Raw genomic sequence first — 26,448 nt, forward strand, 5'->3', positions numbered from 1 at the left:
CCCTGAACCTTTGAGTTAATGCATTGTTTGCGACAGCTCACGGCCATGCAAATCCTCTGGTAGGAAAAGAAACTATCTGTCCGGCAGGCGCGGGTCAATAGCGTCTCGCGTCTATTTTTGGTGGGCGATAGGCAGAAAGAGAAGGGCCACCCTGAGGCGGCCCGAGACAGACTGTTTTACTTACTGCTGACGGGGATACCCGAGCCTTGTGCTGCTGCTTGAGGTTTCACCAACAGCGCGACGGACCACGCCGGGATAGTGATACTGCCATCGCCCGCGATATTGATGCCTGATGCCAGCGAGTTGGCCGCCAATGACTGCTGAATTGTACTCAGGCTGAGGTTTTGCCCAGCAAAATCATTGATCGTTCTGGCTTCTGGTGCGGCGTTAATCACCACGACCAAGGCGTCGGCCAGTGGATCAAGATCGCTACCAGCCTGAGTGCCGTCATCGATGGTCATCACCAGCAACCCTAACTGCTGATCGGCACCGGTGTTGCGGAAATCGACACGTTTCATCACTTCACTGCCACTTCCCAGCGCGATCAGCGGAGAAGAGCGGCGTAACTGCGTGAGTTCCTGATAGAACGCGGTCATTTGCGTGATTTCTGCGTTGCCAGGTGCTGCGACAGCGTCTTTTACCAGGCTAATCTCATCGTAGTTTACGCCATCATCACTGAAACGCGGCATACCCACGTTGGAGTTGTTGTCCTGATAGCTGTAATCCACACGGTTAAACCAGTCACCGGAATCGTAGGAGTCGCGGGTGAAAGATTTGGAGCGCAGCAGTTCAGAGCCTTGTTGATCGAAAGCCAAGCCTTGCCCCAGCAGTGTGGTAGCCAAAGAGACCGCCTGCATCCGCACGCGGGTGGCGAGATCGGCTTCTTTGGCCGCTTTGTAGCTGATCATGTCCCACAGGGTTTGGTTGTCGTGCTTGGAGACATAGTTGATGACTTCGGTCGGATCGCTGGCATAGCCGCCGATAGCGTCGTTATAGTCAATTTCGCTGCCTTTTTTCATGTTACCGTCTTTGTCGATCAGCAGGAAATCGGTGAGGTTACCTGCCATCCCCACACGCGTCAGATCGGCCAGATGGCGTACGTCATCTGCAGTTTGCCCACTTTTTTCGTTAGGCAGCACGCCCGCTCCGTTACCTAACCCTTGGTTTTGCCGCAGAGCCTCTTTCTCATCAAAAGGGCCACCGCCGCGCACGGCATCACGCAAGCGATCGGAGAAGGTGCCGATCCCGGTGCCTTTCAGATTGATTTGTGATGCGATCTCAAAGCGATCTTCCTGCCCTGAATTCCAACCCTCACCAAAGAAGTAAACGTTAGGATTGACCGTTTTGACTTTCTCACGCGCCGCCAGGATCTGAGCTTTCGGGTGATAACCCATCAGATCGAAACGGAAAGCATCAATCTTGTAGTCTCTGCTCCAGACCACCAGAGAGTCGTCAATCAGCTTGGCGAACATGCGGTGTTCCGGTGCTGAATCTGAGCAGCAGGTTGCCGATTCCACGCTGCCGGTTGATTCGTTCAAACGCTGATAATACCAAGGCACGATCTTATCCAGCACCGAGGTGCGATCGCTAGGGCCTGCGGCATTGGTGTGGTTATATACCACGTCCATGATGACGTTCATCCCTAACTGCTGCTTGATGGTCTGCACCATGGTGCGGAACTCTTTGATACGCAGCGTGCCTTCTGGATTAGTGGCATAGGAGCCTTCCGGCACCGTGTAGTGGAACGGATCGTAACCCCAGTTATAGGAATCGGTCTGTGCCACGTAGCCGTTCAACTCCTGCACCTGCGGATTGTCCTTGCTGTCATCCTGTTTCAGCTCGTTGAGCACTTCGCCAATGGTGGAGGCGCTGTTGCAGTAATCAGCAAAGCGGCTTTGCTTCACGGCGCTGTTCAGTTCGCACAAGCGGCTGAACGGCTGTGGCAGATCCGCCACTTTGTCGCTGAACTCATTGACCGTGGCCAGATCGAACACCGGCAGCAGTTCAACGTGTGTTACCCCTGACAGTGACAGTTGTTTCAGGTGTTTCACCATATTGCTGTCGGCGGCGGTGAGCGCCAGGTACTTGCCACGCAGGCCTTCGGGAACCGTCTGATCCCAGGCAGAAAGATCGCGGATATGGGATTCGTGGATCACCATCTGGGCGATATCGGCCTGAGTGGCCTGCGGATGAGGCATGGTCAGGCTGTCCCAGCCATCAGGTTTTAACGCATTGTCATTGAGATCCACCACCTGGCTGTACTCGGAGTTGGTCGAGAGGCTGTGTGAGTAGGGATCGGTGACTTCATACTGTTCCACTTTGCGCGATTGTGGGTGGTAGACCGTAAGGGCATAGCGATAGAAGGCCCCTTTGAGATCGCTGCTGCCCTGATATGACCAGGCACCGGAGTCGGTATCGCGGATCATCGGCTGGCTGCCAATCACTTTTTTGTCTGCGCTGTAGAGCACCAGCTCAACCTGCTGCGCCGTTGGTGCCCACAGGCGGAAAGTCACGTCCGAACCGCTCACCAGAGCGCCGTATTCCAGTTTTTCGGCAGCGACAGCGAAGCGATCGTCCAGCACGCCAGCCGTTTGCACCTGGGTGGCCGAACTGAGGATCCCGTTCTGATCGGTGGCAAGGATCACCGTTTCATCGGTCAGCAACTCATCTACGTTGGCATTATCGGGCAGCTTAAACGCCGCATAGCCAGCCAGATGTGGGAAACGGGCGCTGGTTTCCTGGCTGATGCTGGTAGGTGTCAGCGAGAAATAACGATCGGTAAATTGCCCTTCGCTGTTGGCTGCGACCTTGTTGCTGTGGTTGTAATAAAGGCGAACGATCGGTTTATCTTTTCCGGCTGGCCAGAGGATGGTCTGTTTATCCACCCAATGCGCTTCTGCCAGTGCGACCCCGAAGGCGCCACGGAAAGCGTCGGCGCGGGTATCGTACACTGCGCTGCTGCCCGCGAGGACCGACACGGTGCGATCGGGAAAATCGCTGAACGTTACGCGCATGTCGGCATCAATCAGCTTATTGCCGCCATCGCGCAGGATAAAGTTGATACAGCCGGTGGTTTTGTTGAGTGGCAATACCCAGTAAGGGCCGTAGCTATCGCTGCCCGTTGGCGTGATGGTCTTGTCATCCCAGCCGTCGGAGGTTTTTTCTAACGAGTTACAAGTATCGTTATTCCACAGGAACAGGTTTTTGGTGCTGTAATCAACGGCAGATCTGCTGGTGACACCGGCAATGTCGACTAAATGGATCACCGCTTGGTTTCCGTCTGCCGTGATGACTTCACCAGGTATAGCGACATCGGGTAAACGTGCAATAGGCTCCTGATTGTTTGGTGTTTCAGGTACCGGTGTCTCAGGGTCAGGTGTACTCGGCGTTCCCGGTACTTCAGGCGTTTCTGGTGTACTCGGTGTACTTGGTGTACTTGGTGTGCTCGGTGTTTCAGGTGTGTTGGGGCTATTAATATTAGAAGAATTATTGTTATCACAGCCGCTCAGCAAGATGAGCGAGCCGAAGAGTAGGGCATTACAGGTAGGTTTAAGCATTCTAAATTCCCTATCAGACTCACGTAATAGAAAGTAAAAAATGGTATTAATGTGTAAAGCCAAGGCATTAGATATGGTGGGCAAGGGCGGAGCATCATCCCGCTAGAGGAGGGGGTGGGGCGTAGGGAGCAGGAGGAAGCCTCACTGAGAGGGGATGACGAACAGCAAAAGGGCGACTATTATGATGCGAACTAAAAAAGAAAGAAATTACTAGCAAAACAGAAAGATGAATAATTCACTTGGTAAAAAATAATTATTTTTTTCGTCATGTGAGTATGTATAAAGTAGTCGGTGCTGAGAGGATCTACTCACCGGCATAGGTTTCGAACGCGACGCTGTGATACAAGGTTCTGGTCATAAACAGACATATCCTTGATAGACTGCGCCAATCATAATGATGTGCCACGGGGTTGAGGTTCGTTACTCAGGTCAACAGGGACAACAGCAAAGGAAAGCATGATTCAATTTTCTGGGATGGTTTTGTCAATCAAAGAGGTAACCTTAAGGTTGCTCACGCCGCGCTGGGTTCTGTGCGTCGTTATCCTATTGATCTGCAATCAGCTGGCGATGTTGACCTGGCGCATCGTGTTGCCGTTTGAACTACCGACAATCCGCTTAGCCAAGGCCGCTTTGCCGCAAACCACCTCTGCGGAGAATGGTAAGGCACAAGCCTATCGATTTAACCTGTTCGGCACCGCAGCACCCTCGTCTTCGGCCGTAGCTACGGCTGCATCGGATTCTTCTCTGCGCAATGCACCGCCGTCGTCGCTCAAAATCAATCTGACCGGCATTGTTGCCAGCCCCACACCAGCCCGTTCCATCGCCATTATCGCCAAAGACGGCAAGCAATTCAGCCTCGGAGTTGGGGATAACACCCCAGGATACGACGCCAAGATTGCGGCTATTTTTGCCGATCGGGTGGTGATTAGCTATCAGGGGCGCCACGAATCGTTGCTGATGTTCGGCGAACCGCCAGCGGCGGTGAAGGCTCAGAGCGAGAAACCTCAGTCAACGGCGCAGCTCAAGGAGCAGCTACAGAAGCAGCCGCAAAACATTCTCAACTACCTGAATATTTCGCCCGTGATGGTGGATAACAAACTGACCGGGTATCGCCTGAACCCTGGCGAGCAGGGGGAGTTGTTCCAACAGGTTGGGCTGCGGGAAAACGATCTGGCCGTGGCGCTCAATGGTATGGATCTGCGTGATCCCCAACAGGCCCAGCAGGCGCTGAATCAGTTGGCAGAACTCAGTGAACTGAATCTTACCGTCGAACGTGACGGTCAATTGCAGGAAATCTATGTTGCTCTTGGAGATAATTAATTGTTTAGCAAAGGGATAATCGGGAGCTTACGCATTTTGGTGCTGGCCGCCGCGCTGCTCGGTACAAAGTCAGGGTGGAGCGCCGAGTTTTCTGCCAGTTTCAAGGGTACGGATATTCAGGAGTTCATTAATACCGTCAGCAAGAACCTGAATAAAACGGTGATTATTGACCCTGCGGTGCGCGGCACTATCACTGTGCGCAGTTACGATATGCTGAACGAGGAGCAGTATTACCAGTTCTTCCTCAGCGTGTTGGACGTTTACGGTTTTGCCGTGGTGGATATGCAGAACGGCGTGCTGAAAGTGGTGCGCTCGAAGGATGCCAAAACCGCGGCAGTGCCGGTGGCCAGCGATGCCGAACCGGGGCAGGGTGATGAAGTGGTGACCCGCGTGGTGCCGGTCAATAACGTGGCTGCCAGGGATCTGGCACCGCTGTTGCGCCAGCTCAACGACAATGCCGGGGCGGGCAGCGTGGTGCACTATGAGCCTTCCAACGTGCTGCTGATGACCGGACGTGCGGCGGTGATCAATCGCCTGATGACGATTGTCGAACGGGTGGACAAAGTAGGGGATCGCAGCGTGGTCACGGTGCCGCTCGCCTATGCCTCGGCTGCCGAAGTGGTCAAACTGGTGACCGAACTGACCAAGGATGCCAGCAAGTCGGCGATGCCTAGCCTGATGACCGCCACCCTGGTGGCTGATGAGCGCACCAACTCGGTGCTGGTTAGCGGTGAACCCAATTCCCGCCAGCGGATTATCGCCATGATCAAACAGCTGGATCGCGAGCAGGCGGTTCAGGGCAATACCAAGGTCATTTACCTGAAATACGCTAAAGCGACCGATCTGGTGGAAGTGCTGACCGGCGTCAGCAGCAGCATTCAGAACGAGCAGCAGAATGCCAAACCCGCCGTGGCGTTGCGTAAAGACATCACCATCAAGGCCCACGAACAGACCAATGCTCTGATCCTGACGGGCGCACCGGATGTGATCCGCGATCTGGAAAAGGTGATTGCGCAGCTGGATATCCGGCGTGCGCAGGTGCTGGTAGAGGCGATTATTGCCGAGGTTCAGGACGCCGATGGCCTGAACCTGGGGATCCAGTGGGCCAACAAACATGCCGGGGTGACGCAGTTTACCAACACCGGTCTGCCGATCACCACGGCGATTGCCGGGGTTAACCAATATAACAAGGACGGCACCATCAACAACACTTTGGCCGGTGCGCTGAGCAGTTTCAATGGTATTGCCGCAGGGTTTTATCAGGGCAACTGGGCGATGTTGCTGACCGCGCTCTCCAGCAGCAGCAAGAACGATATTCTGGCGACGCCGAGCATTGTCACGCTGGACAACATGGAAGCCACCTTCAACGTCGGCCAGGAAGTGCCGGTGCTGTCGGGTTCGCGTACCACCTCCGGCGATAACATTTTCAACACCGTGGAACGTAAAACCGTTGGTATCAAGCTGAAGGTCAAACCGCAGATTAACGAAGGGGATTCGGTGCTGCTGGAGATCGAACAAGAAGTTTCCAGCGTGGCGGATGCCGCTTCCAGCAGCAGTGCCAATCTGGGGGCCACCTTCAACACCCGTACGGTCAATAACGCGGTGCTGGTGGGCAGTGGGGAAACCGTCGTCGTGGGCGGTTTGCTGGATAAAACCGTGCGTGACAGCACCGATAAAGTCCCGCTGCTTGGCGACATTCCGGTATTGGGCTACCTGTTCCGCTCCAACAGCCAACAGGTTTCCAAACGCAACCTGATGCTGTTTATCCGCCCGTCGATCATCCGCGATCGCGACGAATACCGCCGTGCTTCATCGGAAAAATATGCGTCGTTTAATAAAGAGCAGGAACAGTTACGCGGCAAAGAAACCCGCAGCCTGACGTTGAATAACGAAGTGCTGAAACTGCCTGCCGATCAAAACGGCACTGCTTTCCGCCAGGTCAATGCGGCGATCAGCGCGTTCTATCAGCGAGGGGCGCAATGATCAATGCCCCGGCGGACTTGGCCGACCTACGCCCTCAGTTGCCTTTTGCCTATGCGCGTGCGCAGCGCATTCTGCTGTTGCGCGATCGGGCTGGATGTCAGGTGTTTTGCGTAGCAGATACGCCAGCCACGGCGTTGCTTGAAGCACGCCGGGTGGCGGGGGGCAGCCTGACCGTTAACACCCTGTCGGCAGAAGAGTTTGAGAAGCAACTGGTGATCAGCTATCAGCGCGACTCGGAAGAGGCTCGGCGGATGATGGCCGATATCGGCAATGAAATGGATTTTTATACCCTTGCCGAAGAACTGCCGGACAGCGACGACTTGCTGGATGCGGACGACGACGCGCCGATTATCCGCCTGATCAACGCCATGCTGACCGAGGCGATCAAAGATAAAGCATCGGATATCCATATCGAAACCTATGAGCGCCATTTGCAGATCCGTTTCCGGGTGGATGGGGTGCTGCGTGAAATTCTGCGCCCACAGCGGCGCTTGGCGTCGTTGCTGATCTCGCGCATCAAGGTGATGGCCAAGCTGGATATTGCAGAGAAACGTGTCCCACAAGATGGGCGCATGGCGCTGCGCATCGGTGGCCGAGCCATTGACGTGCGTGTCTCCACGTTGCCGTCCAACTACGGTGAGCGGATCGTGCTGCGTTTGCTGGATAAAAACAGCGTTAGCCTGGATCTCGCCACGCTCGGCATGTCGGCGCACAACCAGCGGCAGATCGATGAACTGATCCAACGCCCGCACGGCATTATTCTGGTCACCGGCCCAACCGGCTCAGGTAAAAGTACCACGCTGTATGCGGCATTGAGCCGCTTGAACGCCAGCGAACGTAACATCATGACGGTCGAAGACCCTATCGAATATGAACTGGACGGTATCGGCCAGACACAAGTTAACCCCAAAGTGGATATGACCTTCGCCCGTGGTTTGCGCGCCATCTTGCGCCAGGACCCCGATGTGGTGCTGGTGGGGGAGATCCGTGATGGCGAAACCGCCCAGATCGCGGTGCAGGCATCGCTCACCGGCCACCTGGTGCTCTCCACCCTGCATACCAACAGCGCGCTGGGGGCGTTGTCACGCCTGCAAGATATGGGGATCGAACCCTTCCTGCTGTCGACTTCACTGCTGGCGGTGCTGGCGCAGCGGCTGGTGCGCACGCTGTGCCCTGACTGTCGCCAACCCTATGAAGCCGATCTGGAACTGGCCCGGCAGATGGAGATCCCGCCGGGAACCCCTCTGTGGCAAGCGAAAGGGTGTCAGAAATGCGGCTTTACCGGCTATCGCGGGCGCACCGGCATTCATGAACTACTGCTGATTGACGATCGGGTGCGAGCGGCGATCCATCAGGGGGAAAGTGAACTGAGCATTGCCCGTCAGTTGCGTAATGAATATGTGACGCTGCGCGGCGACGGGCGCGAAAAAGTACTGGCGGGTGAAACCAGTTGGGAAGAGGTGGTCCGCGTCACGGAAAGCCGGGTTCAGGAAGAGGAGTGATATGGCACTGTTCCATTACCAGGCATTAGATGCTGGCGGCAAAAAGCGCCGCGGAGTTCAAGAGGCCGATTCTGCCCGCCACGCCCGCCAACTGTTGCGTGAGCAAGGGTTGGTGCCCGTCAGCCTGGAAGAAGGGCAGGATGAGCGCCAGCGGGCCCGTAGCGGCAAGAAGCGTGCGTTGTGGCAGCGTGGCATCAGTAGTGCCGATCTGGCGTTGATCACGCGGCAACTGGCGACGCTGGTGGCCGCTTCGCTGCCGCTGGAAGAAGCGCTGGATGCGGTGGCGAAACAGAGTGAAAAACCGCGCCAGCGCGCATTGATGGCGGCGGTACGCACTAAAGTGCTGGAAGGGCATTCGTTGGCAGAAGCGATGGGAGGATATCCCGCCAGTTTTGAGCGTTTGTATTGCGCCATGGTGGCGGCGGGCGAAGCCTCTGGTCACCTGGACCTGGTGCTGAACCGGCTGGCGGATTACACCGAGCAGCGCCAGCAGATGCGCGCCCGTATCCTGCAAGCGATGATTTACCCCTGCGTACTGACGGTGGTCGCCATCAGTGTGATTGCCATCCTGCTTTCCGCCGTGGTGCCGAAGGTGGTAGAGCAGTTTGTGCATATGAAACAGGCGCTACCGCTGTCTACCCGGGTGCTGATGGGGTTGAGCGACGGCGTGCGCGCCTTTGGCCCTTGGCTGTTGCTGCTGATACTGCTGGGTGTGCTGCTGATGCGTTTGCTGCTGCGTCAGGAGTCGCGGCGCGTGGTTTTTCATCGCCAGTTGCTGCGTTTGCCAGTGATTGGCCGCATTGCCCGTGGCCTGAACACTGCGCGCTATGCCCGCACGTTGAGCATCCTTAATGCCAGTGCGGTGCCGCTGTTGCAGGCAATGCGCATCAGCGGCGAAGTGTTGAGCAATGATTACGCACGGCGCCAACTGGCTGCCGCCACCGAATCGGTGCGTGAAGGGGTGAGCCTGAATCGGGCGCTGGAACAGACGGCGCTGTTTCCGCCGATGATGCGCCACATGATTGCCAGCGGCGAGCGCAGCGGCGAACTGGACAGCATGCTGGAGCGGGCGGCGGACAATCAGGACCGGGAATTTTCCGCACAGATGCAGCTGGCCCTGGGGCTGTTTGAACCCTTGCTGGTGGTGAGTATGGCGGGCGTGGTGCTGTTTATTGTTTTGGCGATCCTGCAACCGATCCTGCAATTGAATAACATGATGAGTATGTAAATGATTAATCTGCAATCAACGGAGAGAAACATGCGGCAACAGCGTCAGCGCGGTTTTACCTTGCTGGAAATTATGGTGGTGATTGTGATCCTGGGCATTCTGGCCAGCCTGGTGGTGCCTAACCTGATGGGGAACAAAGATAAGGCAGATCACCAGAAAGTGGTCAGCGATCTGGTGGCGCTTGAGAGCGCGTTAGATATGTACAAGCTGGATAACAGCCGCTACCCGACCACCGAGCAAGGGTTGCAGGCGTTGGTCAGCAAACCCTCAGCCCAGCCGGAGCCGCGTAACTATCCGAAGGATGGCTATATCCGCCGTCTGCCGCAGGATCCGTGGGGGGCTGATTACCAATTACTGAGCCCTGGGCAGCATGGTCAGCTCGATATTTTCTCTTATGGGCCGGATGGTATGCCGGACACCGAAGATGATATCGGCAACTGGACTATCGGTAACAAGAAGTAGTGCGTCAGCGCGGCTTCACGCTGCTGGAGATGATGTTGGTGGTGCTGCTGATTGGCAGCGCTGCCAGCCTGGTGGTGATGTCATTTCCTGCCGTACAGCAAAACACCCCAAAAGAACAGCTGGCACGTTTTCAGGCCCAGTTGGATTTTGCCCTGGACGACAGCCAGCAAAACGGCCGGCTGCTGGGGATTCAGGTGCGGCCAGACGGCTGGGAATTCAAGCTGTTGCAGCGGCAACTGCCGGAAAGTAGCGCCTCGGCACCGGGCTCTGATGTCTGGCAGGGGTATTTCTGGCAAACCTGGCAGCCGCGCCGTTCAGCCTTAGGCAGTGAACTGCCGGATGATCTGCGGCTTGAGCTACAGTTCCCCGGTTTACAGGAGTGGCCGCCGGCAAACGCCGAGGCGGCAGAGCCGGATATTTTGCTGTTACCGGGTGGTGAAGTGACGCCGTTTACTCTGGTTTTCAGGCGGGCAGATAGCGATCTCGAAGCTTGGCTGCGGGTTGACGATGCCGGAGTGATCAGCACCTCAGAACATGAGGCTGCGCCGTGAAAGCGCAACGCGGAATGACCTTGCTGGAGGTGCTGGTGGCGCTGGTGGTGTTTGCCCTGGCGGGATTGGCGCTGTTGCAAACCACGGCCCAGCAGGCGAGCGGCATTGGCCGGATGGAAGAGAAGGTATTAGCGAGTTGGCTGGCAGATAATCAGCAGGTGCAGTTACGCCTGGATAAAGTCTGGCCCGAGAAAAGCTGGAGCGGCAAGAGCGTCGCCTTTGCCGGTGAGGAGTGGTATCTGCGTTGGCGAGGGGTTGATACCGAAATCAGTCAACTGCGTGCGCTGGATGTTGAAGTCCGGCGTAAAAAAGAAGATGCGTCGGCCGTGGTTTCCCTGCGTAGCTATGTGGTGCGCGAATGAACCGCCGCGATGCACAGGGTTTTACCCTGCTGGAAATGTTGCTGGCGTTGGCTATTTTTGCTGCATTGAGCATCAGCGCATTTCAGGTGCTGCAAGGGGTGGTGCGCAATGACGAAATCTCTCTGCACAAGGTCCAGCGTCTGGCAGAGCTGCAACGGGCATTTGTGCAGATGGACGGGGATTTCGGCCAGATCATCCCACGCCACAGCCGGGGCAGTGAAAGCCTGCTGTCTGCCGCGCGCTACCAGTTGCAGAGTGACGACTGGGCGGTGTCTTTTATGCGCAATAGCTGGCAAAACCCGTTGGGGATGCTGCCACGATCCGAATTACAGAACGTGGGCTACCGCCTGCGTAATCAACAGTTAGAACGGTTGAGCTATACCCATGCGGATCCGCAGGTGGGAGAAATGCCGGTTGTTAAGGTGTTGCTCAGCGGTGTCAGCGCTTTCAGCCTGCGGTTTTTTGCCAACGGGGCTTGGCAGGATAGCTGGGAGAATATGGCAAAGTTACCGCAAGGGATTGAAGTGACGCTGACGGTGACCGGCGTGGGTGAACTGACCCGGCTGTTTTTGATCACCGAAAGGGTCACAGAATGAGGGCGCGGCAGCAAGGTGTGGCGCTACTGGTGGTGTTGCTGATCCTGGCACTGATGGTCACGATCGCCGCCACGATTGCCGAGCGCAACGGGCGGACTTATCTGCGTACCACAGCGCAGTTGGATCACCAGCAGGCGAAATGGTATGGCCGCGCAGCAGAAGCTCTGGCCAGTAAAATCTTGCAGATGGATACGCTGGATTCGCCGGAGAAAACCCATCTGGCACAAAACTGGGCGCAAGACGAGCGCCGCTTCCCGGTTGAAGGGGGCCAGTTGCAAGGGCAGATCGTGGATGCGCAGGCCTGCTTTAATCTTAACGCCATTAACCAGGGGGCGTCGGGGCAAGGTGAGCAGCAAGTCACGCCCTATCCTGCCAAGGTTTTTCTTCAGTTGATGAAAAATCTGGAAGTGGATCCGCTGCAAGCCGCGCAGGTGACCGCCGCTTTGCGTGACTGGATCGACAGTGACAGCGAACCTGGCATCGGTGGCGCAGAAGATGAGGTGTATATGGCACTGGCTGTGCCCTATCTGCCCGCCAATCAGCCGATGCAGGATGTCAGCGAGTTGCGCACCGTTTCAGGCGTTGACGCTGAACTTTATCGACGGCTGCTGCCTTATGTCTGTGCATTGCCAAAGCAGACGCTGCTGGTGAATATCAATACCTTGCGTGAATCTCAGGCACCTTTACTGGCGGCGCTGTTTCTGACAGAGCTCGATCCTGTCGAGGCAGCACAGTTGTTGCAGCAGCGCCCGCGTGAAGGATGGGGCAGCGTGACGGCATTTTTGGCCCAGCCGTCGTTACAGGACATCGATAGTACGGCGGTCAAGCAGGTGCTGGCGGTGAAAAGTGACTTTTTTCTGGCCAATTTCAGCGTGCTGATGGGGAATAGTCATTTCAGTCAGCACAGTTTATTGCAGAGAAGTGGCAATAATTTTCAGGTGGTACAGCGGAAATACGGATTAAGCATGATGGTGACGCCTTGATAGAGAACATAAAGCGCAGCGGTGAGGCGCGGTTAATCCTGCGTTTGCCCAGTGACGACACGCAGCCGGTGCAGTGGCGATTGGCTTCGCCGGGCAGCAACCGGCACGGCAGCCTGGCAGCGGGGGCAACCGATCCTGAACTGGAGCGCTTGTTGGCTGCTTATCCGGCCTGGGTGCTGGTGCCAGCGAGCGAATTCGCCTTCCATCAGGTAACGCTGCCGCGCCGTGCCCGGCGCCAGAGTTTGCAAGTGTTGCCGTTTATGCTGGAAGAGCAGTTGGCAACCGAGGTTGAGTGGCTGCACTTTGCCATTTTGCAGCAAAGTGGTGATGTCTGTGACGTGGCGGTGGTGGAAAAAAGCGCCATGCAGCAGTGGATTGCCCGTTGCGAGCAACTGGGCGTGCGGGTACAGGCACTGTTACCCGACGTGCTGATGTTGCCGTTGGTTGAGGATGGTTGGAGTGCGGTCTGCCTGAACGACCAATGGTTGTTCCGCCGCGAAGCGCATGCCGGGATGATTGTGGAATCATCCTGGCTGCCTGAATTACTGGCGGTCTCGGCTCCGCGGGTGATTGAAAGTTACTCCGCTCCGCCTGCGCAGACAGCGGGTGTGGCGGAATGGCGGGTGTGGCCAGAACGTGATTTGCTGCAACTGGCGGCAGAAGGTGAGCCGTATCGCGGTGCCGATCTGCGTCAGGGCGAGTTTACCCGCTCCAGCCCCTGGCGTGCCGGATTGCGCCCCTGGCGGCCGGTAATGCTAGCGCTGGCGGCATATCTGCTGTTGCTGGGTGCGGACGCCGGATGGTCGCATTACCGTCTTTGGCAGCAGGCTGAGCATTGGCGGCAGGAAAGCGTGCGGCTCTATCAGCAACTGTTTCCAACCGAGAAAAACGTGATTAACCCGCGCGTGCAGATGCAGCAACATTTGCAGCAGTTGCAACCCGCCGAACAGGCCGGATTAAACGAGCAGATGCGCCAATTGCAGCAACTACTGACGGAAACATCGACGATCCGCTTGCAGGCATTGGCCTATGACGCCAGCCGTAAAGAACTGAGAGTCGATCTGCATGCGGCTTCTTTCCAGGCGCTGGAGCAGTTCCAGCAGCGCGCCGGGCAGCGCTACCGGGTGCAGCCCGGCGAGGTCAAGCAAAACCCAAATGGCGTAGAGAGCCGCTTGATTCTGGGGGTACAGCATGAATGAACTTAAGCGCCGCTGGCAGCAGGTCAGCCCACGGGAGCGTGGGTTGGTCGTAGGCTGTGGCGTATTGATTATCCTCAGCCTGTGCTACTACGCGCTGTGGCAGCCTTGGCAACAACAGGCCGAACAATGGCAGCGCACCATCGCCCGTGAAAAGAGCACGGTGGAATGGATGACGCAGCAGGCACCGCGCTTGCGTGAACAAGGTGTGCGTCAGGTGCAGGGGGAACCCCTCAGCCTGTCAGCCACGGTAACACGCAGTGCCGCCGTTAAAGGCATGAATATCACTCGCCTACAACCGCAGGGCGAGCGGCTGGCGGTCACTTTAGAACCGAGCGATTTTAACCCGCTGATGCAGTGGCTCACACAGTTGGAGCAGCAATATCAGGTGCGCATCGTGGCGCTTGAGGTGACGGCACTGGTCAATAAACCGGGTTGGGTCACGGTTAACAAACTGACGTTGGAACGCAGCGATGGGCGCTAAAGCGAAAAAAGCCGCGCTGTTGCTGGTGTGCTATCTGCTGCTGTTGGGATGGAACGCGCCAGCACAGTTGCTGCGGGCTGTTCTGCCCGCAGATATGCGCGTTGGCAGCTTTTCTGGTTCTTTATGGCAGGGCAGTGTGCACCAGTTCAACTGGCGTAATTTTGTGTTGCCAGAGGTGAAGTGGCAATTTACCTGGTCCTCATGGCGGCCAGCATTGCGGCTTGAGCTACGGGATCCGCAAGGTATTCAGGGCTCGGGCACTTTACGCGGTTGGCTGAGCCTGCAACTGCATGAGTGGCAGCTTTCCGCTCCGGCGGATTTTGTCCAACAGCAGTTGCCGCTGCCTTTACCCATTGCCGCGCAGGGCAAACTGCAACTGCGTTTGCAGCAGGGGGAGTTCAGCCCGCGTGGCTGCACAAGCCTCAGCGGCGGCAGCGTTAACTGGCAGAATGCGCAGCTCGCATCGCCACTGGGGGAATTGCTGCTGGCCAATGTGCAGGGCCAATTAAGCTGCGATGGCAAAGGAGCGTTGGCGCTGGTGCTCAAACAGGACTCTTCTCAACTGAGCCTGACGGGGCGTGGCTCCGTGGGATTCGATGGGCGCTATCAGTTCAGCGGTCAACTGCGCAGTGGGCCGGAGTTACCCACGGTGATGAAATCAATGCTGGGCCAGCTAGGCAAAGCCGATGCTCAGGGGCAGATCCCCTGGCAGGTTCAGGGAAGGCTGCTTTGACCGGCAAGAATATGGCTGACAACAGGGAGACTGTGTGAATTTGTTATTGGATTTTACCGTTGCATTTCCCCTTCTTTGGTTGTGCTCTGTAGGGCTGCTGGGGGCGATCGTTGGCAGCTTTCTCAACGTGGTGATTTACCGCCTGCCCGTAATGCTGGAGATGCGCTGGCAACGTGAATCTCTGTTGCAACTGGCACAGCCGTTACCTGAATCTGCGCCGCGCTTTAACCTGCTGTTGCCACACTCCTGCTGCCCGCATTGTCAGCACCCGGTGGCAGCCAGGGACAATATTCCGTTGCTGAGTTTCCTATGGTTAAAGGGCAAAGCCCGCTGCTGTGGTGAACCTATCTCTTGGCGTTATCCGCTGGTGGAAGTGGCGACCGCTGGGCTGTTTGTGCTGGCTGCGCTGCTCTGGCCGCTGGGCATACCACTGTTGGGAGTTTGGATATTTTTGTCAGTTTTACTGGCGCTGGCGGTGATCGATCATCACACGCAACTGCTGCCGGATGTGCTGACGTTGCCGCTGTTGTGGCTCGGGCTGCTGTTCAACCTGCAAGGGTATTTTGTCGAGCTGGAACAGGCGATGATCGGCGCAATGGCGGGGTATCTCTGTTTGTGGAGCCTGTTCTGGTTGTTCAAGCTAGCGACCGGCAAAGATGCGCTCGGCTACGGTGATTTTAAATTGCTGGCGGCGCTGGGGGCCTGGCTAGGCTGGCAGGCGTTGCCGCAGGTGATTTTGGTGGCTGCGGGCTGTGGGCTACTGTTTACGCTGGTGCAGCGAATGCTTGCGCGACAGGATCTTAATCAACCGTTAGCTTTCGGCCCTTGGCTGGCTTTGGCGGGGGCCACCAATATGTTGATACCTCTGACCGTTTAAACGATGGGAAGCACCTATTGTCTGCCGCCTACCTGTGATTCAGGGAAGCGGTTTTTTAATGATACCTATGGGGATGTGTATGTATAAAGTGACGATGTTGGCAGCGTTGTTGATGGGGGCGCTTAACGCCCAGGCGGCAACGGTTTATACCGGCGATAAGATCGATGGCAACCCGGTGATCAGCAAGCTGGACGTTGAGGATCTGGAAGCAGGCAAGGTTTACCGCTTTATGTTCCAGGGGGCCAGCAATGGCATCAGCCAGCATTGGTATGTGCCGATCATGGTTGCCAAAGGCGCGCAGCCTGGTCCTAAGCTGGGTCTGCAAGCAGCGATCCACGGTGATGAACTGAACGGGGTTCGGGTTATCCAGCAGGTGTTTGAAAAACTGAATCCTGCCGAGTTGAAAGGCAGCGTTGTCGGTGCGATCGGTGCCAACCCTTCCGGTATGTTGGCCAATAACCGTAACTGGCAGTTGGTCAATGACGGCGGTGATATGGTCGATTTCAACCGTATCTGGCCGGGCAAAGAGAAAGGCAATACCGCAGAACAACACGCCTGGCTGCTGTGGAACAATTTGTGGGCGGGCAATGCGGGCATGTTTGTTGATATGCATACGCAGAGCCGTGGTACTGAATACCCGCTGTTTATCTATGCGGATTACCGCAATCCACAGGTGAAGCAAATGGCTGAGCTGTTCCCGGCAGACCAGATTAAGGCCGATCCAGGCGAAAAAGGCTCCGTGGAAACCACGTTCGTTGAAAACAAGATCCCGGCCATTACGCTCGAAGTGGGCAAGCCGAAACTGTATCAGCCAGAACTTATCGCGCGTAGCGTAACAGGCGTGCATAACCTGATGATCCAGCAAGGGATGATCGCCGGGCAGTTAGGGGCAACGGCGCAACAGCAGAAGACCTATGTTGGCAACGAAATGAGTTCGATCCGTGCTGAAGTGGGCGGCTTTGCCGAGATTATGGTCAAGGTTGGCGACATGGTGACCAAAGGGCAGAAAGTGGCGGTGCAGCGTAATGCCTTTGGTGACGTGATCCGTGAATACACCGCAACGCACGACGGCAAGGTATTGGCGATTGGCGATGATCCGCTGCGTGAAGCGCGTGGTTTGCTGGTACGCATCCTGTTTACCAACCCGGATCCACAGTGCGCTGACGGTTGCTAATCCTGGCTATGCCTGCTGACCCCAAACAAACGGCGGTTTAAACGATCGAGATCTCATTTTTGCGGTTTTTTATACCTTATCGCACAAGTGGAGTACATTTTGTGACCGTAGGGTGTATCTTCAATAGTGCAGCTCATTTGACGAGCGCGTTGGTATCTTGATTTTGGCACGTCACTTTTATACCCGATAGATTTGCGATGCTGGCTGGTCGCTACGTACCTGAAGGGTATAGCGTGGAAGATTCAGGAGGTCAGATGGAAACCTTAGAAAGATGCTATCTGTATGCGAAAAATACGAGCAACGTGGATTTTCTCGCGTCTACAGTGGCATTCTTGGAGTTCCAGGGACGGCAAATCAATGCCCAGGATGTGGCTGGTAATATGTCTCGTGAGCAAAGTGACAGCTTTTTTGCACGATTGAATCACTATCGTGCGATTTACAAAAAGCAGACACAGCTGTCGTAAAATGTTAATTAAAGCCCCGATTATTCGGGGCTTTTTCATCTTATTGCAAGTTTATTGCAGTGGTGGCCAGTACTCTTTATTGGCCGCAATCAAGTCGTCGAGAATGGCTTTGGCCACCGAGGCGCTCGGCACCGTTTTGGACAGCGTAATCGCCTGCCAGAGCTTTTGATACGAACGTTGTTCCCACGCATCGACCACCAGTTTCTCAACTGCCACCTGCTGGCTCATCAGCCCTTTCTGGAACTGTGGGATATTCCCCACCACCAGCGGTTCTGGCCCGTTTTTGCCCACCAGGCAAGGGATCTCTACCATCGCTTCCGGATCGAAATTATTGATAGCGCCATTATTCTGCACAATCAACAGCATGCGTTCCTGAGTGTTAAAGGCGATGGCGGCTGCCAGATCGACAATATAAGAAGCATGCTCATCAATCTCCAGTTCACCGGCCGAGGATTTGCCCGCCTGAATGATGGCGTTGCAGGAGCCAAACACGTGTTTCTCGCGGTGCTCCATCACCTCGTTGGCGCGGGTGTGCTGCGGGTTGGCGTGCTGAACCACGTAATCCGGGAACAGGTAATACTTGAGGTAAGTATTGGGGAAAGTATCGGGATCGAGCGCCCAGACATCTTTCGCCTTGGCAAAGGTGTCGTTCCAACTGGCTTCGGTGGCATGCTCATCGCTTGGCGGTACATAGCCGAATTTGGCTACATGTTCACGGATTTTCGGCATTAAATCGTTACCCGCCAGATCTTCAACCGCTGTCCACCAGCCGAAGTGATTTAGGCCGTAATAGCGCGTGCGCATCTCTTTGCGATCTTTCAGCCCGGCAATTTGCGCCATACGCCCTTCGATGCCAATCGGCATATCGCAGATGTTGAGGATTTTGGCCTGTGGCCGCAGGCGGCGGGTGGCCTCGGCGACAATGGCTGCCGGGTTGGAGTAGTTGAGCATCCACGCGTTGGGTGAATATTTCGTCATATAATCGACGATCTCCAGTACGCCGCCGATCGAACGCATACTGTAAGCGATCCCACCCGGGCCGCAGGTTTCCTGGCCCACCACGCCGTGGCGCAGCGGGATTTTCTCGTCCTGTTCACGCATCGGGTACTTACCCACCCGGATATGCGCCATCACAAAATCAACGTCGCTGAACGCCGTTTGCGGATGCGTGGTGTAGCTGAATTCAATCTCCGGTGCCTGCTCTTGCAGCAGGATTTTGCAGGCTTCGGCGATGGTTTCCTGGCGTGCGCCGTCGTTGTCGTAAAACTTAATGGCGCGCAGCGGCAAGCGGTGCTGGTTGGCCAGCAACATTAAGACGATGCCTGGGGTAAAGGTGCTACCACCACCGGCAACAACGATTGAGAATTTTTTCATGATACAGCCTCCGTCATGGATGTTTTTTCAAGGTATGAGAGATCTTTCATCAGGCTTTCGAGCTGATCCCTGACCTGGGGAACGTGCAGGCCAACAATCACCTGAATGCCATTACCGCGTCGCACAACGCCATGGGCGCCTAGCGTTTTGAAAACGTCGTCGCTTTGCGTGAGTGTCATATCGGCCAGCGTAATCCGCAGGCGCGTGGCACAGTTATTGATGCTGAGAATATTGCTGCTGCCCCCCAGAGCCTGGAGGAAACCGGCGGCCTGGCCGGTTTTGCTGCTCTGGCTGGCTGCTGCCGTGGTTTGCTGGCGTGCCGCCTGATAATCCGCCTTGCTGTAGAGTTTGATTTCACTCTCTTCGCGGCCAGGGGTTTTCAGATTGAAGCGCAAGATCAGCGTGCGGAAGATGACAAAATAGAGCGCGGTGAAGACAATGCCGATACCAATCTGGGTGACCATCATCCCGGCATGGTTATGGAACATCGGGATCCAGTTTTGCGGCAGGAATTGATCGAGCAGACCGCCGCCCATATTGCCCACTACGCCGCAGAGGTACATCACCGTAGCCATGGTGGCGGCCAGCACGGCATGCACGGCAAATAACAACGGCGAGATGAACAGGAAGGTGAACTCCAGTGGCTCGGTGATGCCCACCAGCATTGCCGTCAGGGTGGCGGGGATCAGTAAACCTGCCACTTTGATGCGGTTTTCCGGTGCAGCGGTGAAGTAGAGCGCCAACGCGATCCCCACCGAACCGAAGATTTTTGAATTACCATGCAACGCAAATCCGCCTTCTGGGAACAGGGTTTTCAGCGGTTCAGTGCTTTGGCTGAACTCTTGCAAATGCTGCGCCCAGTAAACCTGGATCCCACCTTCTACGGCGGCAGGGCCGTAGATAAAGGGGCCGTAAACGAAGTGATGTAAGCCGGTTGGGATCAGGATCCGTTCGAGGAAGGTATACACCCAGACGCCAATTGCCCCCGCGCCGCGCAGGAATCCTTGCAGTGACTCAATGCCCAACTGCACTTTTGGCCAGCCTAGCAGGGTCAGCCAGGCGCAGGGGATCATCACCAGAAAGGCGACGATCACCACGAAAGAGCTGCCCTGAAAAATCCCCAGAAACACCGGTAACGGTTTGTCGAAATAACGGTTATGAATGGCGGTGACCAACCCGGAAATCACGATGGCACCAATAATGCTGGTATCGAGGGTTTTTATGCCCGCAATCAGGGTTAAACCGCTGCCCGCGCTAGGATCGGCGCTGAAATCCACGCCAAAGAAATCGCCCCAGGTCATGCCCATGGCATTAATAAAATAGTTCCAGGTTAGAAAGCTGACTAAAACCGCCAGGCAGGCTCGCCCTTGCGCCTGTTTCGCCAGGCCAATAGGCAAGCCGACGGCAAACACCAGCGGCATATTACGGAAAACCGTCCAGCCACCTTCTTCAATAATATGGACAATCTGGGCAAATAAATGATCTGGCGCGGCTAAGGCTTCACCCACAAACATCGGGTTGCGCAGCATGATAGCAATACCGACCACAATACCGGCAAATGGGAACAGCAGTACCGGGGTGAACATGGCTCCACCGAAGCGTTGTATTTGACTGAGCATTTTTAAATCCTCATATAACAACTGGAAGGTTTTTTGAGGTTGATGACAAAGTGGTCTTTAAGCCCGAGATACCCGGGCCTAGCGTACCGAGGAGCGCTCCGACGGCTTACGCCGCTACGACCCCTTCGGAACGCTCTCCCAAATATCTGGCTTTGTCAGCAGTCTGGTTTTTTATATTGGTCTGGGTGGAGAGTAAGAACCTGTGGTTGGCTTAGCTTGGTCGGGCATACCGATTCGTGATCGCTTTCATGGTTTTTATTTGGGTGAAGTGGTCTATTTTTAATGACATTGATAGACACGATAATTTTGTTGTTGGTCGATCATGTTTTTATCTTTTAATTATTTTTTAAGAATCATGCTATTAATAGATTAATGGGTGATTAATTAAATAAAGCGCGGGGCGCTAAAGAGGTCTACAGGTGATCTACAAATCTATTGCTGACCAGCTACGCATTCGGCTGAATTCTGCCGACTACAACATTGGTAGCCCGTTACCCAGTGAAAAAAGATTGGCGGAGGAGTTTTGCGTTTCGCGTATGACCCTGCGTAAAGCGGTGGATCTGTTGATTGAATGGGGGCTGGTTGTCCGCCGCCATGGCAGCGGAACTTATGTGGCTAACAAAGATGTCCATCACGAAACCACTAATTTAACCGGCTTTATTGAGGTGATGAAAAACCAGGGCAAGCAGGTGGTGAGTGAAGTGCTGGAGTTTGTGGTGATGCCAGCCCCACCGGCGATCGCCAGCCAGCTACGGATAAAAATCGATGAGCGGATCTATTACTCACGCCGGGTGCGCTCGGTGGACGGCAAGCCATTAATGGTGGAAGACAGCTATATGCCGCTGAAGTTATACCGCAATTTATCGGTAGCCCATCTGGAAGGATCCAAGTTTACCTATATTGAAGATGAGTGCCATATCACCATCTGCGGTAACTATGAAAGCCTGACACCGGTATTGGCCGATAAAAGAATGGCGACATTATTGAATATTGAACAGCAAACGCCCATTTTGCGAATTACGTCACTCTCTTACAGCGATGATGGTCAATTTTTGAACTACTCGGTGATGTTCCGCAATGCCAGTGAATATCAGGTCGATTATCATTTAAGACGAGAGTCTACTCATCGGCATATTGAAGCTGCACGCAATCCATAATTGGCTTAACGTTAATGACGTTAACGCTATGCACTGAAGATTTTGTTATTTAGCTCCCGATGGCAAAAAGCAGTCTACACTTGGCAGAGACCTTTGCTCGCTATTTATCTTCTGATATTCATCAGAAAAAATCAGATGCAGGAACGCATTAGGAGCTGAAATGAACACAGAATTAACCAACGTCAAGATGCCCAGTGTTGAAGAGATAAAGACCAGCGTCATAAGTAAGCTGAGGTACAGTTTGTGCTTGGAGCTGGAAAGTGCAACCAATGTCGACATTTTCAATGCGCTGGCATTAACCCTGCGGGATTACCAGCTTGATGGTTTCTTCAACACGCGGAAATTACAGAAAAAAGCCAAATCCAAGCGTCTCTATTACCTCTCTATGGAATTCCTGATTGGGCAGTCTCTGCGTAATAACCTGATGAACGTCGGGTTACTGCAACAGGCCAAACAGGCGGTCAGTGAGCTGGGATTTGATTTTGAGCATATTACGGCAGAAGAGCCGGATGCCGCGTTGGGTAATGGTGGCCTGGGCCGTTTGGCGGCGTGTTTTATTGATTCGATGGCGACGCTGGATATTGCGGCTTCAGGGCATGGGATCAAATATGAGTATGGTTTGTTTAAACAGGCCATACAGCACAATAAGCAGGTGGAACAGCCAGATGATTGGCACTCGACGCACTCTCCCTGGTTAATTGAACACCATTCTCAGTTGATGTTGATTCCCATCGGTGGCCACATTGAAGAAAGTGAGGACAGTGAGGGGAATTACAATCCTATGTGGATGGATTGGAAGGTGATTGTCGGTATCCCACACGATTATCTGGTGACCGGCTACGGTGGGAAAACGGTAAATACCCTGCGGTTATACAGCGCGGGTGCCTCCGATTCATTTGATGTTCATATCTTTAATGGCGGTGATTATCTGCAAGCCGTCAGTCAGAAGATCGCCTCGGAGAATATCTCAAAAATACTTTATCCGGCGGATGAGATTCATGCAGGTAAAGAACTGCGGCTGACGCAAGAGTATTTTCTGGTGGCCTGTACATTGCGTGATATTTTCCACGATTATGCCCAGCTTTCCTCCGATATTACGGCGTTGCCCGATTTTGTCGCTATCCAGCTTAACGACACCCATCCGGCGTTAGCGGTTGTCGAGATGATGCGCATCCTGGTGGATGAGCATCGTTTGGATTGGGACACTGCCTGGGCGATTACGCAAAAAACCTGCTCTTTCACCAACCATACCTTAATGCCAGAAGCGCTGGAAACCTGGTCAGTCTCGTTATTCGAGAAACTGCTGCCGCGCCATCTGCAAATTATTTGTGAGATCAACCACCGATTCCTGGCGGAGGTGGCAGAGAAATGGCCCGATAAGCCGCATCTGCTGGCTTCACTGTCGCTGTTTGAAGAAGGGGGGGAGAAAAAGATCCGCATGGCGCATCTTGCCATCGTGGGTAGCCATAAGGTCAATGGGGTGGCCAAGCTGCACTCTGAGTTGATCACGCAAACGCTGGTGCCCGATTTCTATTTCATTACGCCTGAAAAATTCACTAACCAAACCAATGGGGTTACGCCTCGGCGCTGGATCCAGCAGGCCAACCCTAGCCTGGCGGCGTTTCTAACCCGCCAGTTGGGTGATGGCTGGGTCACCGATCTCGATAAGTTGCAGAAGCTGAAAAAGTTGGCCAAAGACAGCGGTGCAGTGGAAGAGATCCAGGCGATCAAGCTCAAGAACAAGCAGGCGCTTTGCCGCCAGATTGCCTTCCAGCAGGGGATTCAGCTTGATCCATCGGCCATGTTTGACTGCCAGGTGAAACGCATTCACGAATACAAACGGCAATTGCTGAATATTTTGCACGTTATCCATTTGTATTTGGAGATCACCGAGTCTGGTCGCATTCAAACGCCCAAAGTGCATCTGTTCTCCGGCAAGGCTGCGCCGGGTTATGCGATGGCAAAATTGATTATCCAACTGATTAATGAAGTGGCGAGGACGATCAATAGCGATCCGCGCACCAAGGGTCAGCTTAGCGTGCTGTTCCTGGAGGATTACAAAGTCTCACTGGCGGAACATATTATTCCTGCCACTGACCTTTCTGAGCAGATTTCCACGGCGGGTACCGAGGCTTCCGGCACCAGTAACATGAAGTTTGCCATGAATGGGGCCTTGACCATCGGTACGCTGGACGGGGCTAATATTGAGATCCGTGACGCCGTTGGCGCAGAGAACTTTTACCTGTTTGGTGCCAATGCGGATGAGATCAATAGGCACCGGCAGGATGGCTCGCATAATCGGATTTATCAAAATAATGATCCTGCTATTCGCGCGGCGGTAGAGGCGCTGATCTCTGGCCGCTTTAATGCGGATACCTCGGTTTTCCGGCCGATTTACCAGATGCTGACCGAATATGACCATTATTGCCATCTGCTGGACTTTGACAGTTACCGCATCGCTCAGAATCAGGCGCAGACTGACTTTGCACAACAGCTGCAATGGCACCAGCGGGCACTGCTGAACATTGCCAACATGGGCAGCTTCTCCAGCGATCGCACTATCAAAGGTTACGCTACGGAAATTTGGGGGATAGATTCTTGAGAGTATTGATTGTTTCTCCATAAGGCTGGGGGGATTGTCGACAGAACATCGATGGCATGGAACGTAAACCGTTACCGTGCCTTCTGAGGCAAAGGATTTCTTATGGAACAACTTATTCATGGTGACTCCTCCGAAACGATGGAGGTAACCGTACTGATTGTCGATGATTCAAAAAGTTATCGTCATCTGATGGCGACGATGTTGGCGAAATGGGGATTCCGCGTCTTTGAGGCGGAAGACGGTGAGTGTGCGTTGCGCCTGTTGGAACAGCAGCCGGTGCATATCGTCATCAGCGACTGGGAAATGCCGGTGATGGACGGTGTCGAGCTGTGTCAGGCGATCCGCAGGAGTGATTTTGGTCATTACATCTACGTTATTCTGGTGACGGCCCGGCAGTCGCTTGACGATCTGCTGACGGGGATGGAGGCAGGGGCCGACGATTTTCTCTCCAAACCGGTCAACCAGAGCCAGCTGCGCGCCCGGTTGCACGCGGCGGAGCGTGTTCTGTTGCTTGAGAACACCCTGGCTGCGCGTAACGAAAAAATCTCCTCGGCTTATCGGCAAATTGAATCTGATCTACAGGCCGCCGCGAAGATCCAACACAGCGTTTTGCCTGCCCATAATCTGTCGCTAGCCGGGTTTGAGGCGGATTGGATGTTTCTGCCTTCGGCATATGTTTCCGGCGATCTGCTGAATTACTTCTCGCTGGATGAGCGGCATATCGCGTTTTTCAGCGTGGACGTTGCCGGTCATGGCGTCAGCGCTGCCATGCTTTCTTTGGCCGTAGCGCGAGAATTTATGACTGGCCGCATCAGCAGCCAACTGCTGATCAGCCAAAATGCCGCAGGGGAAAGTTCCCCGGTTGCGCCGCATCAGGTGGTGGCGGAGCTGAACCAGCGTTTCTGCCTGGATAATGACGAGGTATTCAGTTATTACACGCTGATTTATGGCGTGATAGATAGCACCAGTGGGCAGGGCACGCTGTGCCAGGCCGGGCATCCGACGCCTTTCATTATTCGTACCGGCGGGGAGTTGTTGGCCGTGGGCCAGGGGGGGATGCCGGTGGGGCTGTTTCCTGACGCAGAGTATCAGGACAGCGACTTCACTCTCGACGTTGGCGATCGCCTGTATCTGTACAGCGACGGGATTACCGAGTGTGAAAGCGATCGGCAGGAGCTTTATGGCGAGGAACGTTTGCAACAGCTGTTGTGCGAATACCGGGCGCTAGCCAAAAGCCAGGTGTTTGAACGGGTGGAGAAGGCGTTGCGCACCTGGCACAGCGGTGAACCAGAAAACCGGCAGCAACAGGATAAAAAACAGTCTCGGCCTTTTGCCGACGATATTTCGCTGATGGCCATTGAACGTATGGGCATATTAAACACTTAAGGAGTCATTATGAATTTTGATATTCAGTCTGAAGATGGGATCGAAATTATTGTTCCGCTGGTACGTCGTCTGGATGCTTCGGTGGCAGCGGTGTTCAAGCAGGAGTTACAGTCTTTCATTCAGCAAGGTAAACACTACATCCTGCTGGATTTTAGCCATATCGATTTTATTGACAGTAGCTGTCTCGGTGCTTTGGTGTCGATACTCAAGACGCTCAATGGCCGTGGCGAACTGGCACTCTGCTCCTTGAATAATAATATCCAGCACATGTTCAAACTGACGCGCATGGACAGGATTTTCACTATTGGTGACGATCGGGCAGCGACGCTGAAAGCAATGATCCGTTAAAACAGGACACGATCCATTAGAGAGGCCGTATGGCAAGTGTTAGCACCACACTATGTTTACCGGCATCGCTGGGCAGCCTGGCTGAGCTGAGCAATGCGTTGTATGACTTCGTTGCGCCTTTTGCGCTTGATTCGGCAGTGGTTTATCAGGTTGACCTGGCTTCCTGTGAAGCATTTACCAACATCGTCAAGCACGCGGTGAACTATGATGATAGTCAGGAGGTCATTATTAGCCTGACCAATGATGGCCATCATCTGACGTTAACGCTGTCTGATGCGGGTATGGCGATGCCAGATGAGATCCGGCGTGAGCTGGGGCATGCTCCGAGCCTTTCTCCCGATCCACTTGTTCACTCCAGCTGGCCAGAAGGCGGTATGGGGCTGATATTAATTCAGTCCATGATGGATAACGTCAGGTATGAAACGGAAAATGGGCGTAATATTCTGACATTAACCAAGCGGTTATCCAGCGAGCATTCATGAGTGTTTCA

General features: G+C 54.6%; 23 protein-coding genes. 20 read left to right on the top strand and 3 right to left on the bottom strand.

Annotated elements, in window-relative coordinates; translation table 11 throughout:
• Positions 1-176: 176 nt before the first annotated feature.
• The gene (gene pulA / locus ACX1CU_RS07205) at positions 177-3,557 is read right to left on the bottom strand and encodes a pullulanase-type alpha-1,6-glucosidase (RefSeq protein ID WP_459401899.1); all 3,381 of its coding nucleotides are present in this window, start codon (positions 3,555-3,557) and stop codon (positions 177-179) included.
• A gap of 456 nt (positions 3,558-4,013) precedes the next feature.
• Here pulA and gspC point away from each other — a divergent pair, with 456 nt between their 5' ends.
• The 15 genes from gspC (at position 4,014) to ACX1CU_RS07280 (ending at position 17,472) form a co-directional block, all read left to right on the top strand.
• Positions 4,014-4,877, top strand: a complete 864-nt coding sequence (gspC, locus tag ACX1CU_RS07210; RefSeq protein ID WP_459401900.1) for a type II secretion system protein GspC — start codon at positions 4,014-4,016, stop codon at positions 4,875-4,877.
• Positions 4,878-4,910: 33 nt separating this feature from the next.
• The gene (gspD, locus tag ACX1CU_RS07215) at positions 4,911-6,860 is read left to right on the top strand and encodes a type II secretion system secretin GspD (RefSeq protein ID WP_459402746.1); all 1,950 of its coding nucleotides are present in this window, start codon (positions 4,911-4,913) and stop codon (positions 6,858-6,860) included.
• Positions 6,857-8,362 (top strand): type II secretion system ATPase GspE, encoded by a 1,506-nt coding sequence (gene gspE, locus ACX1CU_RS07220; protein WP_459401901.1) that lies wholly within the window; start codon positions 6,857-6,859, stop codon positions 8,360-8,362. Before gspD ends, gspE begins: the two co-directional genes overlap by 4 nt.
• A 1-nt stretch (position 8,363) precedes the next feature.
• The gene (gspF, locus tag ACX1CU_RS07225; protein ID WP_459401902.1) at positions 8,364-9,590 is read left to right on the top strand and encodes a type II secretion system inner membrane protein GspF; all 1,227 of its coding nucleotides are present in this window, start codon (positions 8,364-8,366) and stop codon (positions 9,588-9,590) included.
• Between the two features lie 30 nt (positions 9,591-9,620).
• Positions 9,621-10,052, top strand: a complete 432-nt coding sequence (gspG, locus tag ACX1CU_RS07230) for a type II secretion system major pseudopilin GspG (protein ID WP_459401903.1) — start codon at positions 9,621-9,623, stop codon at positions 10,050-10,052.
• The gene (gspH, locus tag ACX1CU_RS07235) at positions 10,052-10,603 is read left to right on the top strand and encodes a type II secretion system minor pseudopilin GspH (RefSeq protein WP_459401904.1); all 552 of its coding nucleotides are present in this window, start codon (positions 10,052-10,054) and stop codon (positions 10,601-10,603) included. The genes gspG and gspH overlap by 1 nt, the downstream gene beginning before the upstream one ends.
• Positions 10,600-10,965 carry a type II secretion system minor pseudopilin GspI gene (gspI, locus tag ACX1CU_RS07240; RefSeq protein WP_459401905.1) on the top strand — a complete coding sequence of 122 codons (366 nt, stop codon included), beginning with the start codon at positions 10,600-10,602 and terminating at the stop codon, positions 10,963-10,965. Before gspH ends, gspI begins: the two co-directional genes overlap by 4 nt.
• Complete coding sequence (gspJ, locus tag ACX1CU_RS07245; RefSeq protein ID WP_459401906.1) at positions 10,962-11,561, top strand: type II secretion system minor pseudopilin GspJ; 600 nt, start codon at positions 10,962-10,964, stop codon at positions 11,559-11,561. Before gspI ends, gspJ begins: the two co-directional genes overlap by 4 nt.
• Positions 11,558-12,544 (top strand): type II secretion system minor pseudopilin GspK, encoded by a 987-nt coding sequence (gene gspK / locus ACX1CU_RS07250; protein WP_459401907.1) that lies wholly within the window; start codon positions 11,558-11,560, stop codon positions 12,542-12,544. Before gspJ ends, gspK begins: the two co-directional genes overlap by 4 nt.
• A complete protein-coding gene (gene gspL / locus ACX1CU_RS07255) occupies positions 12,541-13,743 on the top strand; it encodes a type II secretion system protein GspL (RefSeq protein ID WP_459401908.1) in 1,203 nt (400 codons plus the stop codon). The genes gspK and gspL overlap by 4 nt, the downstream gene beginning before the upstream one ends.
• The gene (gene gspM, locus ACX1CU_RS07260) at positions 13,736-14,224 is read left to right on the top strand and encodes a type II secretion system protein GspM (protein WP_459401909.1); all 489 of its coding nucleotides are present in this window, start codon (positions 13,736-13,738) and stop codon (positions 14,222-14,224) included. Before gspL ends, gspM begins: the two co-directional genes overlap by 8 nt.
• Positions 14,214-14,957 carry a type II secretion system protein N gene (locus ACX1CU_RS07265; protein WP_459401910.1) on the top strand — a complete coding sequence of 248 codons (744 nt, stop codon included), beginning with the start codon at positions 14,214-14,216 and terminating at the stop codon, positions 14,955-14,957. The genes gspM and ACX1CU_RS07265 overlap by 11 nt, the downstream gene beginning before the upstream one ends.
• 34 nt (positions 14,958-14,991) lie before the next feature.
• Entirely contained in the window at positions 14,992-15,834 is an 843-nt protein-coding gene (locus ACX1CU_RS07270) for a prepilin peptidase (protein WP_459401911.1), read from the top strand.
• A 79-nt stretch (positions 15,835-15,913) separates the two neighbouring features.
• Positions 15,914-17,008 carry a M14 family metallopeptidase gene (locus ACX1CU_RS07275; protein ID WP_459401912.1) on the top strand — a complete coding sequence of 365 codons (1,095 nt, stop codon included), beginning with the start codon at positions 15,914-15,916 and terminating at the stop codon, positions 17,006-17,008.
• Between the two features lie 254 nt (positions 17,009-17,262).
• The gene (locus ACX1CU_RS07280) at positions 17,263-17,472 is read left to right on the top strand and encodes a glycogen synthesis protein (protein ID WP_459401913.1); all 210 of its coding nucleotides are present in this window, start codon (positions 17,263-17,265) and stop codon (positions 17,470-17,472) included.
• A 51-nt stretch (positions 17,473-17,523) separates the two neighbouring features.
• Here ACX1CU_RS07280 and ACX1CU_RS07285 read toward each other — a convergent pair whose 3' ends face one another.
• Together ACX1CU_RS07285 and ACX1CU_RS07290 are read right to left on the bottom strand one after the other, a co-directional pair.
• Entirely contained in the window at positions 17,524-18,846 is a 1,323-nt protein-coding gene (locus ACX1CU_RS07285) for a 6-phospho-alpha-glucosidase (RefSeq protein ID WP_459401914.1), read from the bottom strand.
• The gene (locus ACX1CU_RS07290) at positions 18,843-20,465 is read right to left on the bottom strand and encodes an alpha-glucoside-specific PTS transporter subunit IIBC (RefSeq protein ID WP_459401915.1); all 1,623 of its coding nucleotides are present in this window, start codon (positions 20,463-20,465) and stop codon (positions 18,843-18,845) included. The genes ACX1CU_RS07285 and ACX1CU_RS07290 overlap by 4 nt, the downstream gene beginning before the upstream one ends.
• 419 nt (positions 20,466-20,884) lie before the next feature.
• Here ACX1CU_RS07290 and ACX1CU_RS07295 point away from each other — a divergent pair, with 419 nt between their 5' ends.
• The 5 genes from ACX1CU_RS07295 (at position 20,885) to ACX1CU_RS07315 (ending at position 26,440) form a co-directional block, all read left to right on the top strand.
• Positions 20,885-21,622, top strand: coding sequence for a GntR family transcriptional regulator (locus ACX1CU_RS07295; protein ID WP_459401916.1), 738 nt, complete (start codon positions 20,885-20,887; stop codon positions 21,620-21,622).
• A gap of 160 nt (positions 21,623-21,782) precedes the next feature.
• A complete protein-coding gene (locus ACX1CU_RS07300; RefSeq protein WP_459401917.1) occupies positions 21,783-24,224 on the top strand; it encodes a glycogen/starch/alpha-glucan phosphorylase in 2,442 nt (813 codons plus the stop codon).
• A 102-nt stretch (positions 24,225-24,326) separates the two neighbouring features.
• Complete coding sequence (locus tag ACX1CU_RS07305; protein WP_459401918.1) at positions 24,327-25,610, top strand: PP2C family protein-serine/threonine phosphatase; 1,284 nt, start codon at positions 24,327-24,329, stop codon at positions 25,608-25,610.
• 9 nt (positions 25,611-25,619) lie between these two features.
• On the top strand, positions 25,620-25,958 hold the full coding sequence (locus ACX1CU_RS07310) for an STAS domain-containing protein (protein ID WP_459401919.1): 339 nt from the start codon (positions 25,620-25,622) through the stop codon (positions 25,956-25,958).
• A gap of 29 nt (positions 25,959-25,987) precedes the next feature.
• Positions 25,988-26,440 (top strand): ATP-binding protein, encoded by a 453-nt coding sequence (locus ACX1CU_RS07315; protein ID WP_459401920.1) that lies wholly within the window; start codon positions 25,988-25,990, stop codon positions 26,438-26,440.
• Positions 26,441-26,448: the final 8 nt, after the last annotated feature.

Source organism: Serratia sp. D1N4, assembly GCF_054552755.1.

Bases quoted from the DNA above. Each gene is read 5' to 3' on its own strand.
- ACX1CU_RS07305 (WP_459401918.1), top strand. From the start codon at position 24,327: ATGGAACAACTTATTCATGGTGACTCCTCCGAAACGATGGAGGTAACC.
- ACX1CU_RS07315 (WP_459401920.1), top strand. From the start codon at position 25,988: ATGGCAAGTGTTAGCACCACACTATGTTTACCGGCATCGCTGGGCAGC.
- ACX1CU_RS07265 (WP_459401910.1), top strand. From the start codon at position 14,214: ATGGGCGCTAAAGCGAAAAAAGCCGCGCTGTTGCTGGTGTGCTATCTG.
- gspC (WP_459401900.1), top strand. From the start codon at position 4,014: ATGATTCAATTTTCTGGGATGGTTTTGTCAATCAAAGAGGTAACCTTA.
- gspG (WP_459401903.1), top strand. From the start codon at position 9,621: ATGCGGCAACAGCGTCAGCGCGGTTTTACCTTGCTGGAAATTATGGTG.
- gspE (WP_459401901.1), top strand. From the start codon at position 6,857: ATGATCAATGCCCCGGCGGACTTGGCCGACCTACGCCCTCAGTTGCCT.
- ACX1CU_RS07300 (WP_459401917.1), top strand. From the start codon at position 21,783: ATGAACACAGAATTAACCAACGTCAAGATGCCCAGTGTTGAAGAGATA.
- ACX1CU_RS07280 (WP_459401913.1), top strand. From the start codon at position 17,263: ATGGAAACCTTAGAAAGATGCTATCTGTATGCGAAAAATACGAGCAAC.
- ACX1CU_RS07310 (WP_459401919.1), top strand. From the start codon at position 25,620: ATGAATTTTGATATTCAGTCTGAAGATGGGATCGAAATTATTGTTCCG.
- ACX1CU_RS07285 (WP_459401914.1), bottom strand. From the start codon at position 18,846: ATGAAAAAATTCTCAATCGTTGTTGCCGGTGGTGGTAGCACCTTTACC.
- ACX1CU_RS07290 (WP_459401915.1), bottom strand. From the start codon at position 20,465: ATGCTCAGTCAAATACAACGCTTCGGTGGAGCCATGTTCACCCCGGTA.
- ACX1CU_RS07275 (WP_459401912.1), top strand. From the start codon at position 15,914: ATGTATAAAGTGACGATGTTGGCAGCGTTGTTGATGGGGGCGCTTAAC.
- gspF (WP_459401902.1), top strand. From the start codon at position 8,364: ATGGCACTGTTCCATTACCAGGCATTAGATGCTGGCGGCAAAAAGCGC.
- gspK (WP_459401907.1), top strand. From the start codon at position 11,558: ATGAGGGCGCGGCAGCAAGGTGTGGCGCTACTGGTGGTGTTGCTGATC.
- gspM (WP_459401909.1), top strand. From the start codon at position 13,736: ATGAATGAACTTAAGCGCCGCTGGCAGCAGGTCAGCCCACGGGAGCGT.
- pulA (WP_459401899.1), bottom strand. From the start codon at position 3,557: ATGCTTAAACCTACCTGTAATGCCCTACTCTTCGGCTCGCTCATCTTG.
- gspJ (WP_459401906.1), top strand. From the start codon at position 10,962: ATGAACCGCCGCGATGCACAGGGTTTTACCCTGCTGGAAATGTTGCTG.